At 74.4% G+C, this 14,157-nt stretch carries 12 protein-coding genes; 7 read left to right on the top strand and 5 right to left on the bottom strand.

What is annotated here, in order from left to right:
• The coding region (locus ABD254_RS07950) for a peptidoglycan DD-metalloendopeptidase family protein (protein ID WP_344247326.1) at positions 1–987 on the top strand (987 nt) is incomplete at its 5' end.
• Between the two features lie 6 nt (positions 988–993).
• Here the strand turns inward: ABD254_RS07950 and ABD254_RS07945 are convergent.
• Positions 994–3,024: an N-acetylmuramoyl-L-alanine amidase gene (locus ABD254_RS07945; RefSeq protein ID WP_344247322.1), complete on the bottom strand. Its 2,031-nt coding sequence runs from the start codon at positions 3,022–3,024 to the stop codon at positions 994–996.
• 191 nt (positions 3,025–3,215) lie between these two features.
• Here ABD254_RS07945 and ABD254_RS07940 point away from each other — a divergent pair, with 191 nt between their 5' ends.
• Complete coding sequence (locus ABD254_RS07940; protein ID WP_344247320.1) at positions 3,216–3,587, top strand: PadR family transcriptional regulator; 372 nt, start codon at positions 3,216–3,218, stop codon at positions 3,585–3,587.
• Positions 3,584–4,639 carry a hypothetical protein gene (locus ABD254_RS07935; RefSeq protein WP_344247319.1) on the top strand — a complete coding sequence of 352 codons (1,056 nt, stop codon included), beginning with the start codon at positions 3,584–3,586 and terminating at the stop codon, positions 4,637–4,639. The genes ABD254_RS07940 and ABD254_RS07935 overlap by 4 nt, the downstream gene beginning before the upstream one ends.
• 249 nt (positions 4,640–4,888) lie before the next feature.
• On the opposite strand, the gene purB is transcribed toward ABD254_RS07935, so the two are convergent.
• Together purB and ABD254_RS07925 are read right to left on the bottom strand one after the other, a co-directional pair.
• Positions 4,889–6,385 carry an adenylosuccinate lyase gene (purB, locus tag ABD254_RS07930; protein ID WP_344247317.1) on the bottom strand — a complete coding sequence of 499 codons (1,497 nt, stop codon included), beginning with the start codon at positions 6,383–6,385 and terminating at the stop codon, positions 4,889–4,891.
• A gap of 93 nt (positions 6,386–6,478) precedes the next feature.
• Entirely contained in the window at positions 6,479–7,804 is a 1,326-nt protein-coding gene (locus ABD254_RS07925; protein WP_344247315.1) for an FAD-binding oxidoreductase, read from the bottom strand.
• Positions 7,805–7,911: 107 nt separating this feature from the next.
• Between ABD254_RS07925 and ABD254_RS07920 the strand changes: the two genes are divergently transcribed.
• From ABD254_RS07920 to ABD254_RS07910, 3 genes are read left to right on the top strand one after another with little or no spacing between them, the layout of a single operon-like run.
• Positions 7,912–8,793 (top strand): sigma-70 family RNA polymerase sigma factor, encoded by an 882-nt coding sequence (locus ABD254_RS07920; protein ID WP_344247313.1) that lies wholly within the window; start codon positions 7,912–7,914, stop codon positions 8,791–8,793.
• 59 nt (positions 8,794–8,852) lie between these two features.
• Entirely contained in the window at positions 8,853–9,143 is a 291-nt protein-coding gene (locus ABD254_RS07915) for a hypothetical protein (RefSeq protein ID WP_344247311.1), read from the top strand.
• The gene (locus ABD254_RS07910; protein WP_344247309.1) at positions 9,140–10,759 is read left to right on the top strand and encodes a lipase family protein; all 1,620 of its coding nucleotides are present in this window, start codon (positions 9,140–9,142) and stop codon (positions 10,757–10,759) included. The genes ABD254_RS07915 and ABD254_RS07910 overlap by 4 nt, the downstream gene beginning before the upstream one ends.
• On the opposite strand, the gene ABD254_RS07905 is transcribed toward ABD254_RS07910, so the two are convergent.
• The gene (locus ABD254_RS07905) at positions 10,704–11,099 is read right to left on the bottom strand and encodes a phage holin family protein (protein WP_344247307.1); all 396 of its coding nucleotides are present in this window, start codon (positions 11,097–11,099) and stop codon (positions 10,704–10,706) included. The genes ABD254_RS07910 and ABD254_RS07905 overlap by 56 nt on opposite strands.
• 59 nt (positions 11,100–11,158) lie before the next feature.
• On the opposite strand from ABD254_RS07905, the gene hisC reads away from it, so the two are divergent.
• Entirely contained in the window at positions 11,159–12,265 is a 1,107-nt protein-coding gene (gene hisC, locus ABD254_RS07900; RefSeq protein WP_425553683.1) for a histidinol-phosphate transaminase, read from the top strand.
• Positions 12,266–12,343: 78 nt separating this feature from the next.
• Here hisC and ABD254_RS07895 read toward each other — a convergent pair whose 3' ends face one another.
• Positions 12,344–14,083, bottom strand: a complete 1,740-nt coding sequence (locus ABD254_RS07895) for a pyruvate dehydrogenase (protein WP_344247303.1) — start codon at positions 14,081–14,083, stop codon at positions 12,344–12,346.
• Positions 14,084–14,157 lie beyond the last annotated feature (74 nt).

The following is a 14,157-nucleotide window of genomic DNA, read 5'->3' as shown; positions in this document are numbered from 1 at the left end:
GGCGGTATGGGGGCACGACGCACGTTCACGTCAGGGCTCGTCGCGGCGATCGCGCTGGCGGTCGTGGCGGCCGGCGCATCGACGGCCGCGGCGTCGCCCGCGGCCGCCACGGGCTCGGTGCCCGGGATCACGCGACCCCTGCCGGACGACAGCTACGGGTTGTCGTCCTACTACGGGCCGCGCTGCATGCCCATCCGCGGCGCCTCCACCTACCACCTGGGCCAGGACATGGGCGCCAGCAGGGGGACCAAGGTCAAGGCGATCCGCAAGGGCACGGTGGTCAAGGCCGGCTCGGCACCGGGCTTCGGGCAGGTCGTGGTGCTGCGGCACTCGGTCGACGGCCGGCGCATCTACACGGTGCACGGGCACGTGGTCGACGGAGACCGGTACGTCCGCACCGGGCAGCGCGTCAAGCAGGGCCAGCGCATCGCCGACGTGGGGTCGTCCGGCACGTCGACGTCCCCGCACCTGCACTTCGAGGTGTGGACGGACGAGTACAAGGGGTCGGGCAGCACGCGCGACCCGATCACCTGGATGCGCGCCCACGGCGCGTCGCTCTATGCCGGCGCGGCGTGGGCCTACACGCGCAGCGTTCCCTCGTCGTGCACGTACTTCACGACGGGCAGCGTCAACCTGCGCACCGGTCCCGGCACGGGGTACCGGGTCATCAGGACCGTGCCGGTCAACCGCAAGCTCACCGCGAAGCCCGGCGACAGCTCCGGGGCGTGGCGCAAGGTGACGCGCCTCGGCACGGTCGGGTGGATGCACGCGGACTACGTCTCGCCGTGGGTCACGTCGCTCGGCACCCGCTACGTGAGCGCGAACGGCCTGCGGCTGCGGGCCAGGCCGAGCACCAGGTCCGACGTCCGCGCCACCCTGAGCAAGGGCACCGCGGTGTCGATGATCCACCCGCCGAAGGGCGACTGGGTCAAGGTCTACGTCAAGGGCAAGTTCGGCTACGTCGCGCGGGAGTACCTCCGCAGGTAGTGGGCGTCACCAAGCGGTGCCGACCGGGAACTCCACCTTGGTCGTCCGCAGCACGACGTGCACCGTGGGCGTGGTCCCGCCGAAGATCCGCGTGAGCCGGGACTTGCTCGCCACGGGGTGCAGCACCCCGTTCTTGAGGACGTAGAGCCGGGTCGCGCCCTGCACCCGGAGCGCGACCTTGCCCACCTTCTTCGCGACGACCGTCGGCACCACCCGCTTCAGGGTCGGGTCCCACACCCGGACGTCGGTGGCGCTCCGCAGCGAGCCCGTGCCGTCGATCCGCACCAGGCCGCGCGTGCTCAGCACATACCTGCGCGTCGTGCCCTCGAGGCGGACCACGCCGTTCGTCGCCCTCGCCGCGGTCATGCGGTCGACGCTCGGCCCGTCGAGCTTCCGGTGCTTCAGGGCGCCGATCGGGGTGTGGCCGTCGAACGACGACGGGAGCGGGGACCGCTTGCCGTCGACGACGAGCTGCAGGCTGCCGTTGCTGCGGTCGATCACGACGACCCCGCCGCGCACCACCGGCTTGCCGTACGGCAGGCGTGTGATCGCGTTCGCGCCGGAACTGACCGACGTCCTCGACAGGCCTGCCGCGTCGAGCGAGGCCCAGTCGTAGACCTCCTTCTTGCGCCCGTCCTGCAGGTAGTAGATGCGCCCGTCGTTGGCGTGCAGGGTGCGGTAGAGGCGCCCGCCCGGGGTCAGGGCGTTCCACTGCGCGGCGGTCACGGCCCGGGCCCCGGCGCAGGTGGCGCCGTAGTGCTGGACGACGGTGCACGAGGCGACGTGTCCGCGCCCGTTCTCGACCATGGCGACCCTGCCGTCAGGGTGGCGCACGAACGTGCCGTGGGGCACGACCAGGGCGGTCGGGTCCGGCGCGGCCGCATCCTGCGCGGCCGCATCCTGCGCGGCCGCCGCGCGCCTCCGGATCTCGCCCAGCCGCTGGTACAGGGAGGCTCCCGGGCAGGCCGTGGCGGCGACGTCGCGGTGGCCGAAGATCGTGGGGAGGGTGGCGTCGCCGATCACGGTGGTGGCGTCGGCGTCCACGCCGTGCAGGGCGAGCTTCCACGCCGCGAGGCGGACGACGGCGTCGACCGCCGCGTCCGGGACCGTACCGGTATCGAAGTTGCCGAGCACCGAGATCCCGGTCGAGTTGGTGTTGTACCCGCGGGCGTGCGCGGCGATGGTCTGCTTGGTGATGCCGCCCTTGCGCCCCTCCCAGACCCGCCCGTACCTGTCGACGAGGAAGTTGTAGCCGATGTCCCCCCAGCCGAGCGTCTTCGCGTGGTACGCGTAGATGCCACGCAGGATGGCGGGCACGTCCGCGGCTGCGTAGGCGTTGGCGGTGTCGGAGTGCGCGGTGTGGTGGATCGCGGCCGCGCGGATCTGCCCCTGCTCGGGCTCCCACGTCGCCAGGGACTCGTCGGCGCCCCAGGCGGCGCGGCTGTTGATCGCGGGTGCCGTGGGCGGCGTGACCGCCGTCGCGACGGATGCGCCGTGCGGCGAGACGGCCTCGGCCGGGGCGGGCACGTCGTCGTCGGCGATCGACTCGCCCGGGTCGACGACGGCGAGCGTCAGCCCGTCGATGCGGGCGACGCCCGGGCCCGTGACGCGGGCCGCGACCCTGGCGACCTCGCCCACCACGAGCGGGGCCGTACCGTCCACCGTCCCGTGCGGGCCGACCTCCGTCTCGACGGTCTCCCACGGGGACCAGGTGCGGCCGTCCTCGCTGGTGCGGACCTGCACGGTGAGGTCGCCGGTGTCCGCCGCGCTCTCCCAGGTGACCCCGACGGTGCCGAACCCGGTCACGTCCGCGGTCGCGGTCCGGGTGTCCGACTTCGCACCCGCCCGGAGCGTGGTGCGCGCGACCTGCGCCGCCACCGGGTGGGCCGCCGGCCGCGCGTCGGCGGCGGTGCGGCCGTCCGGCAGGGTGACGGCGACGTCGCCGGCTGTCGGCGGCACCGCCTGCGCCGCGGGTACGAGGCCGGTGGCGACGAGACCGATCAGGACCCCGCCGGTGGCGAGCAGGCGTGCGTGCATGCGTGTGTGACCTCTCCGTCCAGTGGCCGGTGCGGCCCCACGGATCGGCACAGTAGTGGTTGCCCAGGGAATTGACCAGAATGGTCGCGCCACGGTGATCACAGGGCCCCGGGCGGTCTTCCGGCGGACGCGTCGACGTTCCGCCGGCGTGTCCGCGCGAATGCCTTCGTCACGAGAGTATGGTCTTCGGCATGGCATCGAGACCGTTGCAGGAGCCGGCGTTCCTCATCCTGTCCGCGTTGGCACAGGGCCCGTCGCACGGGTACGGCATCTCCAAGGACGTCGAGTCGAGCTCCGACGGACGGGTCACGCTACGGGCGGGCACGCTGTACGGCGCGATCGACCGGCTCGTCGCCGCCGGCCTCGTCGAGGTGGACCGGGAGGAGGTCGTCGACTCGCGGCTGCGGCGCTACTACCGGCTGACCCCTGAGGGCGGGGAGCGCCTCGCCGCCGAGGCGCGGCGGGCCGAGGCCCAGGCGCAGCAGGCGCTCGAGCGGCTCGCGGCGCAGCCGACGCGCGGGGACGCCGGCCGCGTCGGCGGGCTGGGCGGGGTGACGGCATGACCGGCGGCCGAAGCGACGAGACGACGTTCGTGACCCCCGTGCTCGTGCGGGACTACCGGCGACTCCTGCGCCTGTTCCCGCTCGCGTACCGGCGCGAGCACGAGGCCGAGATGCTCGGGCACCTGCTCGACGACGCGGCGCCCGGGCAGTCGCGACCCACCCGCGCCGAGCGATGGGACCTGCTGCGCGCCGCCGCGCGGGAATGGCTGCTCGCGCCGCTCGGGTCGACGCCGACCCAGCGGCGGGCGGGCACGTCGTGGCTGCTGGTGCTCCTGCCGCTCCTCCTGGGCGTTGCCGCGCTCGCCGGGCTGTGGGTGGGCGTGAGCGCGTTCCACGCGACGGGCAGTCTGCGGGACGCCGTCGTCACCTCCCCGTTCGGCCCGTCATGGGTGCTGTGGGGCATAGGGACGATCCTCCTCGTCCTCGGCGCCCTGAAGACGGCACGCGGGCTCCTGGCGGTCTCCGCTGCCGTGGGATGGTTCACCGTCGTCGCGCTGATCGCCTCGGACGAGGTGCTCGCGGTCTACACCGGGGTGGGCTGGGCGGTCGGCCAGACGGCGTTCGCCGTCGTAGTCGCGGAACGGACCCGGTGGGGCCGGCCGGTCCGACAGCCGTTCTGGCGGCGGCTCGTCGTCCTGGTGACGGTCGGCGCGGTCGCGATGCCCCTGACGACTGCCGCACAAAACCTCCTCGACGGGTCGTTGGTCGGGGGCCCCCTGACCCTCGGCTTCATGATCGGCGCCGATACCCTGCGCGTGTCGCTCGGTCTCCTCCTCGTCGGGCTGCTCTTCTCCCAGCGAGCGCGTCAGTCGGTGCCGGTCCTTGCGGGCGTCGCGGCCGCCGTCGTGATCGGGCGAACCGGGATCTTCGGGTCGCGGACGGCGCCGTTCTACGGCGTCGACCTGGCGGACCTGCTCGTGCTCCTGGCCGTCTCGATCGTCGTCACCGTCGGGTTGCGCTGGCTGGTGAACCGGGTCGACGAGCTCGCCGAGGCGCGCCGCGGGCTCGCCGAGGCGTCGTCGCCCGCGGTCGGCGGGCCGACGACCACCTGAGGCCGGCTCGCGAAGGCCGCGCCGACGACGTTGTCGCTTCGCGTGGTGTCCGCCCAGCGAGAGATCTGCCTGCGGTGCGGGCGCGGATCCTGCTCGGCAGGACACTCCGCCGTAGGCGAATCGGGGCGCGGCAGGGCGGACGCGCTCCTGCCGCGCCGACACCCCTCGAAACGGCAACGTCCTCGGTGCGAGGGCGAGACGCGGGTCGACCGCCACGACGAGCCCGCCGAGGCGTGGTCGTCCCGTCGATCAGGCCAGGTAGTCCTCGACGAGCTGTGCGGCGACGCCGGTGTACGACGCCGGGGTGAGCGCGGCGAGCCGCGCGGCGACGTCGTCGGGCAGTCCCAGGCCGGCGACGAACTCGCGCATGCGCGCGGCGTCGACGCGCTGACCGCGGGTGAGCTCCTTGAGACGCTCGTAGGGGTTCTCCATGCCCTCGACGCCGGCGACGGAGGCCGCGCGCATCGCCGACTGGACGGGCTCGCCGAGCACCTCCCAGTTGGCGTCGAGGTCGTCGGCCATGAGGGCGGCGTTGACGTTCAGCGCCTTGAGGCCGCGGCGGACGTTGTCGATCGCGAGCAGCGAGTGGCCGAACGCCGGGCCGATGTTGCGCTGCGTCGTGGAGTCCGTGAGGTCGCGCTGCAGGCGGCTCGTGACGAGGGTGGCGCTGAGCGTGTCGAGCAGCGAGCACGAGATCTCGAGGTTCGCCTCGGCGTTCTCGAACCGGATCGGGTTGACCTTGTGCGGCATGGTCGACGAGCCGGTGGCGCCCGCGACCGGGATCTGCGTGAAGAACCCGAGCGAGATGTAGGTCCACACGTCGGTCGCGAGGTTGTGCAGGATCCGGTTGAACCGGGCGACGTCGGCGTAGACCTCGGCCTGCCAGTCGTGCGACTCGATCTGCGTGGTCAGCGGGTTCCACACCAGGCCGAGGTGCTCCACGAACGACTTCGAGACCGCGGGCCAGTCGGCGCCCGGGACGGCGACGGTGTGCGCGCCGTAGGTGCCGGTCGCGCCGTTGAGCTTGCCCAGGTACTCGGCGCCCTCGATCCGGCGCAGCTGGCGGCGCAGGCGGTGGGTGAGCACCGCGAGCTCCTTGCCGATCGTCGTCGGCGTCGCCGGCTGGCCGTGCGTGCGGCTGAGCATCGGGACGCCGGCGTGCTCGCGGGCCATGGCGGCGAGCTGGTCGGTCAGGGCCTCCGCGGCGGGGAGCCAGACGTCGCGCATCCCGCCCTGCACCATGAGCGCGTAGGAGAGGTTGTTGATGTCCTCGGAGGTGCAGGCGAAGTGCACGAGCTCGCTCGCGGCCGGCAGGTTCGTCCCGCCGAGGGCGTCGGGGGCGGCGGCGATGCGGCGCTTGATGAAGTACTCGACGGCCTTGACGTCGTGCACCGTCTCACGCTCGATGGCGGCGAGCTCCGCGATCTCGTCCGCGCCGAACGTCGCGGGGATCTGCCGCAGGTACGCGATCTCGGCGTCGGTCAGCGTGGGGGCCCCGGGGACGACGGCGCCGGGGGCGTCGGAAGTCCCGTTGCACAGCGTGACCAGCCACTCGACCTCGACGTGGATGCGCGCCCGGTTCAGCGCGGCCTCGCTCAGGTGGTCCACCAGCGGCGCGACCGACCCGCGGTAGCGGCCGTCGAGAGGACCGAGCGCGACGGGCGGCGTGACGTCGGCGAGGTTCACGCGGGCGGGCTGGGCGGCTGTGGGCTCGGTCGGCGAGGTCTGCGGCGCGGGGGAGGTCACGGCCGATATTCTCCCACGCGCCCCGGATCGGCGGTCGAGCCTGTCGAGCCTGTCGAGACCCCGGTGGCCTCGACAGGCTCGACCGCCGGTGGATCAGGCGAGCACGGGGTAGCTGCCGCGGATGACGCCGCGCGGGTCGTGGGCGCGCTTGAGCTCCTGCAGCCGCGCGAGGGCGTCGGCGTCGTACGCGGCGGCGGCCCGCTCGCCCGGGGCGAGGAAGGTGGCCGGCTTGCGGCCGGTGACCACACCCTCCAGCCGGGCGGGCAAGGTCGCCAGGGCCTCGCCGACGGCCGTGGCGAGGCCCGGCTCGAAGGCGAGGCCGAACCCGTAGAGCAGGTACGGCTCCGTGATCGCGCCGAGCGCCCCGGCGTCCGGCCCGGGGTCGGCCAGCGCGCCGCCGAGGTGCCGCAGCTGGAGCATCAGCAGCGGCGCGACCGGCTCCGTGAACAGGCGTGCCACGGCGTCGCCGTCGACCCCGGTCAGCAGCTCCGCGCGCGACCGGCCCGCCGCGGGGTCCGTCGGGTCGGCGGTGATGGACCCCGTGTCGGCGAGACCGACCGGTCCGACCCGCGATGCGAGCGCGCCGCCGACGGCGTCGAACGGGCGCAGCAGGTCGCGGGCCGTCGCGTCGTCGCCGAGGTACGCGGCGTGCAGCACGACGACCCCGGGCGCGCCCGGCGCCTCGACCCGCGACAACCAGAGGCTGAGCTCGCGCGGCGCCGACGACGTGACCTCGCGGTAGGCGGCGAGGACGTCGCCGGCGCGCTCCGCCGGCCAGACCAGGGAGCCGCCGGCGAACGCCGGCACCGGCTCGAGCGCGATCTCCAGGGACGTCACGACGGCGAGGTCGCCGCCCCCGCCCCGCAGGGCCCAGAACAGCTCCGGGTCGGAGCCGGTGTCCACGGTGCGCCGCACGCCGTCGGCGTCCACGACGTCGAACGACCGCACGTGGTCGGCCGCGAGGCCGTGCGCCCGGCTGAACCAGCCGAGGCCGCCGCCGAGGGTGTAACCGGCGACGCCGACGCCGGGCGCGCTCCCCAGCAGGCCGGTCAGCCCGTGCGGCGCGGAGGCGGCCTGGACGGCGGCCCACGACGCCCCCGCCCCGACGCGCGCCACGCGGGCGACGGGGTCGACCGAGACGTCGTCGAGGCGGCCGGTGCGCAACAGGACCGCGCCCTCGGTGTCGCCGGTGGCGCCGTGGCCGGTCGACTGCGCGGCGACCGTCAGCCCCGCGGCCCGCGCGTGGCGCACCGTCGTGGCGACGTCGTCGGCGTCGACGGCCTCGACGACGGCGGCGACCGGCTGCCGCACGGCGAGGTTCCAGGGGGTCGACGCGGCGTCGAACCCGGCGGTGCCGGGCACGAGGAGGCGGCCGCGGAGCGAGCGGGCGAGGGTCTCGTTCGAGGTCAGGGTGGTCATGGGTACTCCTCGGTGGTCGGGCCGATGTCCCACCCGTGTGGTTCGGTGGTCGTCGGCAGCGCGTGCTGTCATCCCCTCTGACACGGCCCGGCCGAGGAGTGTGACAGGTGAGCACCGACCTTCTGGCGGAGAGCTTCGAGACCTACCGCCCGCACCTGCGGACCGTCGCGTACCGGGTGCTGGGCTCCGCGTCCGACGCGGAGGACGCGGTCCAGGACGCCTGGGTGCGGGCGCAGGCGGCCGGCACCGACGGCGTGGAGAACCTCGCCGGGTGGCTGACCACGATCGTCGGCCGGGTGGCGCTCAACCTGCTGCGCTCGCGCGCGTCGCGCCGGGAGGACGGGTGGGGGTCACGCCTGCCGGACCCGGTCGTCGCGGACGACGTGGACCACCCCGAGCGCCGGGCCGTGACGTCGGACGAGCTCGGGACGGCGCTGCTCGTCGTGCTCGACGCGCTCACCCCGGCCGAGCGTGTCGCGTTCGTGCTGCACGACCAGTTCACGGTGCCCTTCGAGGACCTCGCGCCGATCGTGGACAGGTCCGTCGCCGCCACGCGCCAGCTCGCGAGCCGCGCCCGCCGCAAGGTCCGCGACGCCACGCCGGTGCAGGACGACGCCGCACGCCGTCGCGAGGTCGTCGGCGCCTACCTCGCCGCGTCGCAGGCGGGCGACTTCGAGGGGCTGCTGGCCCTGCTGGACCCGGACGTGGTGCTGCGGGTCGACTACGGCGCGGGGGGCCTGTCGCGGCTGCTCCGCGGCGCGGCGGCGGTCGCCGAGCAGGCGGCGCTGCACTTCGGCACGGCCCGGGGCTCGCGGCTCGCGCTCGTCAACGGGTCGCCGGGGCTCGTCACGGCGGCGGGCGACGGGACGGTGCACGCCGTCCTCGCGTTCACGGTGCGCGCCGGCCGCGTCACCGGGATCGACATCCTGTCCGACCGGGACCGGCTCGCCGCCCTCGATGCGCCGGAGGCTGTCCCCGGGCGCGGCTGATCCACAGGGACGGCGCCGCCGACGCTTCGGGGTGCCGCGCCCTCCTAGCGTCCCGGGGCATGGACCTCCTCGAGCCGGACGCCCCCGCACTACCGCCGCTGTGCGTCGCCCCCGACGCCGGAGCGGACGGGCTCTGGACGGGTGACGCGCGGGCGGAGGCCCACGCCGTCCTGCGCGCGGCCCGCGCGGACGTCGCGCAGGTGATGGAGAGCCTGCGGCGCAGCGCCGCGCTCTCCTGGGAGTCCCCGGCGGCCGACGCCTTCCGCACGGCCGTCGCCGAACTCGTCGTGACGCTGGACGCCGACCTCCGGGTGCTCGACGAGGCGGCAGCGGTGGTGGTGCTGGCATGACCGACGGGCTGCCGCCGGCCGACACGCTGACCGTGCTCGGCGGGCGGCCGCTGACCCGCGTCGACGCGGACGCGGTGCGGGGGGCCGCCGCGCTGCTCGACGGCGCGTCGGCAGGGCTGCGCGCGGCGGCGCGGGGCTGCGCGGCCGCGCACGGGGCGCTGACACGGTCGCTGTGGGTACCCGACCCGTTCGTCGCGTCGTTCACGGGCCGGAGCGACCCGGCCGACCTCGCCGCGCGTGCCCGGGCCGCCGACCTCGCTGCCGACGTCGCCGCACTGCTGGAGCGCCGAGGCGAAGGAACGGACCGGCTCGCACTGCGGCTGCGGCTCGCGGCCGGCCTGTACGAGCGGACCGAGTCGGTGGCCGAGCAGGTCGTGGGTGGCGCGACGACCGGCCTCCTCACCGTCGTCGGGCGCGTGCTCGACACGGTGGTGCTGCCCCCGCTGAAGCTCGGCGCGGCCGTCGCCGGGCTGGTCAGCCCGTTGGAGGTCGGGGAGCGGGAGCCCGGGCCGCCTGCCTGGAGCCGGCCCGCGCCGCCGGTCACCCGCGTGGACACCGACGAGGGCGGCGTGCTCGCCGACGCGTGGCGGGGGGCGGCGCCGTTCGCGGACGAGGCGGTCGCCGGGCTGGCGTGGGGGGTCGACCCCTTCGGGGGAGTGCCAGGTGGAGCAGGGGAGCTGGCCACCCTGGTGCGGTCGGCCATGGCCGACTCAGACGTCCAGGTGGCGGCCATCGTCGCGGGCGGGTCCCACGGGCCGCCCGCGTGGGCCGGACGGCCGTCAGGCACGGTCGCCGAGGCGCTCGCGCGCACGGCCGACCTCTACCCCCAGGGCAGCGGGGCCGTGGGGCGGCCGGGAGCGGGCGCCCCCGAGGGCTCGGTCGTCGTCGAGCGGGTGACGCACGACGACGGGACCACGTCGTGGACCGTCCTGGTGCCGGGGACGCAGCAGCTGCTGCCCACGTCGAACCCGTTCGACGCGCTCACCGACCTCGAGCTGATGGCGCACGCGGCGGCGGACGTGACGGAGGCGGTCACCCGGGCGCTCGAGGTGGCCGGGGCGGCACCCGACGAGCCCGTGGTCCTGGTGGGGCACAGCCTGGGCGGGATCGCCGCCGTGGCGCTGGCGTCGTCGCCGTGGTTCCGCGCCCGGCACCGGGTGGGGGGCGTCGTGACGGCGGGCGCGCCCACGGCCACGTTCGTCACCCCGCGTGGCGTGCCGGTGCTGCACCTGGAGAACGACGAGGAGCTGGTCTCCCCGGCGGACGGCCGCTCGAGCGCCGAGAACCCCGCCACGCGCGACCGCGTCACCGTCGGCCGGGCCCTGCGTGCGTCGTCGGACCCGGCGGACCGCGCGGCGTCGGGCAGCGTCTCGCTCTCGCACGCGATGCCGACCCACCTGCGCACCCTCGCAACGGCGCGCGCGTCCGGGAGTGTCCAGGTGGCCGACATCGCCGGGCGGCTGGAGCGGCTGCTCGACGGCCGGAGCGCGCGGACCTGGTTCTTCGCAGCGCGCCGTGTGCCGGACCCGGGCGTGGTGCTGGCGCCCGGGCCCGACGGCGTCAGTCCTTCTTCGGGGCGAACGCTCCGACGATCGCCTGCAGGACGGCGAGGATGAGCGCCACCCAGATGTACCACCAGAAGCCGCCGGTGACCTCGAGGCCCCAGTCGCCGAACCAGCCCTGCCCGGTGATCCACGTGGTCAACCACAGCATGAACGCGTTGATCAGCAGGTAGAACAGCCCGAGCGTGAGGATCAGCAGCGGGATCGAGATGATGCTGACGATCGGCTTCACGAAGCTACTGACGATCGTGAAGACGAGCGAGACCCCGAGCAGCGCCAGGAGGTAGCTCCCTGCGCCGTCATCCCACTCGGGGAGGATGGTCAGGCTGTCGAAGATGAGATCGCTCAGCCACAGCGCCACGGCCGTGACGAGCGTGCGCACGAGGAAGTTCATGCAGGTCATCGTGGCACGGCTCCGACAGGGAGGTGCGGTGAATCACCGCAGCGGGCGGGATGGCATCCTTGACGGCTGTGACCACCGCCGCTGACTCGCCGATCGTCCCCCTGCGCGCCGCCGTCGCCGCGCTGCCCGCCTACGTCCCGGGCGCGCGCCCGGCACCGGGGGCGAGGCTCTGGAAGCTCTCGTCCAACGAGAACCCGTACCCGCCGCTGCCGTCCGTCCTCGAGGCGATCACCCGCGCCGCGGAGGAGACGAACCGCTACCCGGACATGTTCGCGACCGAGCTGGTCGAGGCGCTCGCCGGGCACGTCGGGGTCGGCGCGGACCAGGTCGTGGTGGGCAACGGGTCGGTCGCGGTGCTGGGCCACGTGCTGCAGGCCGTCGTCGAGCACGGCGACGAGGTCGTGTTCCCGTGGCGCTCGTTCGAGGCGTACCCGATCACCGTCGCCGTCGCCGGCGGGGTCGCCGTCACCGTGCCCGTCTCCGCCGACGGGCGGCTCGACCTGCCCGCGATGGCCGCCGCCGTCACGCCGCGCACCCGCGTCGTCATGGTCTGCACCCCCAACAACCCCACCGGCCCCGTGGTGCACGCCGACGAGCTCGAGGCGTTCCTCGCCGCCGTGCCGCGCGACGTGCTGGTGATCGTCGACGAGGCCTACCTGGAGTTCGTGCGCGACCCGCAGGCGCCCGACGGCGTCGACCTGCTGTCGCGGCACCCGAACGTCGTGCTGCTGCGCACGCTGTCCAAGGCGTACGGGCTGGCGGGCCTGCGCGTCGGGTACGCCGTCGCCGAGCCGCGGCTCGCCGCGGGCATCCGCGCGGTGTCCACGCCGTTCGGCGTCAACCACCTCGCGCAGCGGGCCGCGCTCGCGTCGCTGCAGCCGGTCGCGCAGTCCGAGCTGCGCGAGCGGGTGGGCGCCCTGGTGGCCGAGCGTGACCGCGTCACCGCGGCCCTGCGCGAGCAGGGCTGGGACCTGCCCGAGACGCACGCGAACTTCGTGTGGTTCCCGCTCGGCGACGCGACCATGGACCGCGCGGCCGAGGCGACCGCCGCCGGCGTCCTCGTGCGCCCGTTCGCCGGCGACGGCCTGCGCGTGAGCATCGGCGAGATCGAGGCGAACGACGCGTTCCTCGCCGTCGCCGCCACCTGGCGCCGCTGAGCGCTGTGAGCATGATTTTGGCCCGGTTTCGTGACCGAAACCGGGCCAAAATCATGCTCACAGCACGAGGGTTGGGGGTCAGCGGGGGAGGTTCCGTAGGTTGGAGCGGGCCATGGCCATGACCTCGCCCATGCCGCCGCCGAAGATCTCCTTCGTCATGGCGGTGGCGAACCCGCGGATCTGACCGGACGTGATGGACGGCGGGATGGACAGCGCGTTCGGGTCGGTGACCACCTCGACGAGCGCCGGGCCCTTGCGGTCGAGGCCGTCCTTGAGGGCGCGGCGCAGGTCCTTGGGCCGCTCCACGCGCACCGCCGGGATGCCGACGGCGGTGGCGATCGCCCGGTAGTCCACGGGCGGCGAGTCCGTGCCGTACGACGGCAGCCCCTCGACCAGCATCTCGAGCTTCACCATGCCGAGCGTCGCGTTGTTGAAGACGACGATCTTCACGGGCAGGTCGTAGGTGCGCACGGTGATGAGCTCGCCCAGCAGCATCGACAGCCCGCCGTCGCCGGCCAGCGCCACCACCTGCCGGCCGGGCTGCGCGAACGCGGCGCCGATGGCGTGCGGCAGCGCGTTCGCCATCGACCCGTGGATGAACGACCCGATGACGCGCCGCCTCCCGTTGGGCGTGAGGTAGCGGGCGGCCCAGACGTTGTTCATGCCGGTGTCGACGGTGAACACGGCGTCGTCGGCCGCCGTCTCGTCGAGCTGGACCGCCGCGTACTCCGGGTGGATGGGCGTGTGCTTCTCCACGTTGCGGGTGTACGCGCCCACGACCTTGGTCATGATCCCGGCATGCTTGTCGACCATCGAGCGCAGGAACTTGCGGTCCTTCTTGCGCGCGACCAGCGGGTTCAGCAGCCGCAGGGTCTCGCCGACGTCGCCGTGCACGGGCAGGTCGAGCCGGGTGCGCCGGCCCAGGTGGGAGGCGTCGACGTCGATCTGCGCGGTGCGGACGTCCGCGGGCAGGAAGGAGTCGTACGGGAAGTCGGTGCCCACCAGGACCAGCAGGTCGGCCGAGTGCATCGCCTCGTGGCAGGAGCCGTACCCGAGCAGGCCGGACATGCCGACGTCGTGCGGGTTCTCGTACTGGATGATCTCCTTGCCGCGCAGCGAGTGGCCGACGGGCGCGGCGGCGAGGTCGGCGAGCTCCAGCACGGCGTCGCGGGAGCCGCGGGCCCCGGCGCCGACGAACAGCGTCACCTTCTTGGCCTTGTTGATCGCCTCGGCCAGGGCCTCGACGTCGGTCTCGTTCGGCACGACGCGCGCCGGGCAGGCGCCGGGCACGAGGATCGGGGCGTCGTCGTCGGGCACGCGCTGGTCGGCGACGTCGCCCGGCAGGGTCAGGACGGCCACTCCGGGGGCGGCGAGCGCGTGCTGGATGGCGGAGCGCGTGACACGCGGGAGCTGCGCGGCCGACGAGATCAGCTCCGAGAACACGGACGCCTCGTTGAAGATGCGGTCCGGGTGCGTCTCCTGGAAGAACTGCGTGCCGATCTGCGGGCTCGGGATGTGCGACGCGATCGCGAGCACGGGAAGGCGCGAGCGGTTCGCGTCGTAGAGGCCGTTGATGAGGTGCAGGTTCCCCGGCCCGCACGACCCGGCGCAGACGGCGAGCTCGCCCGTCACCTCCGCGTCGGCGGCCGCGGCGAACGCGGCCGCCTCCTCGTGCCGCACGTGGACCCAGTCGATGCCGTCGGTGCGGCGCACGGCGTCCACGACCGGGTTGAGCGAGTCCCCGACGATGCCGTAGATGCGCTTCACGCCGGCGGCGACGAGCTGGTCGACGAGGTGTTCGGCGACGGTGCGGGCCATGACGAGACCTCCTGATGACGGCGGCTGGTCCGTCTCGATCCTGCCTCTCGCGTCGTGTTTCCGCAGGACGTCGG

Origin of the sequence: Isoptericola hypogeus (assembly GCF_039531145.1) — a bacterium.
Lineage (GTDB): Bacteria > Actinomycetota > Actinomycetes > Actinomycetales > Cellulomonadaceae > Isoptericola > Isoptericola hypogeus.
This window is presented reverse-complemented; position numbering and strand designations above follow the sequence as displayed.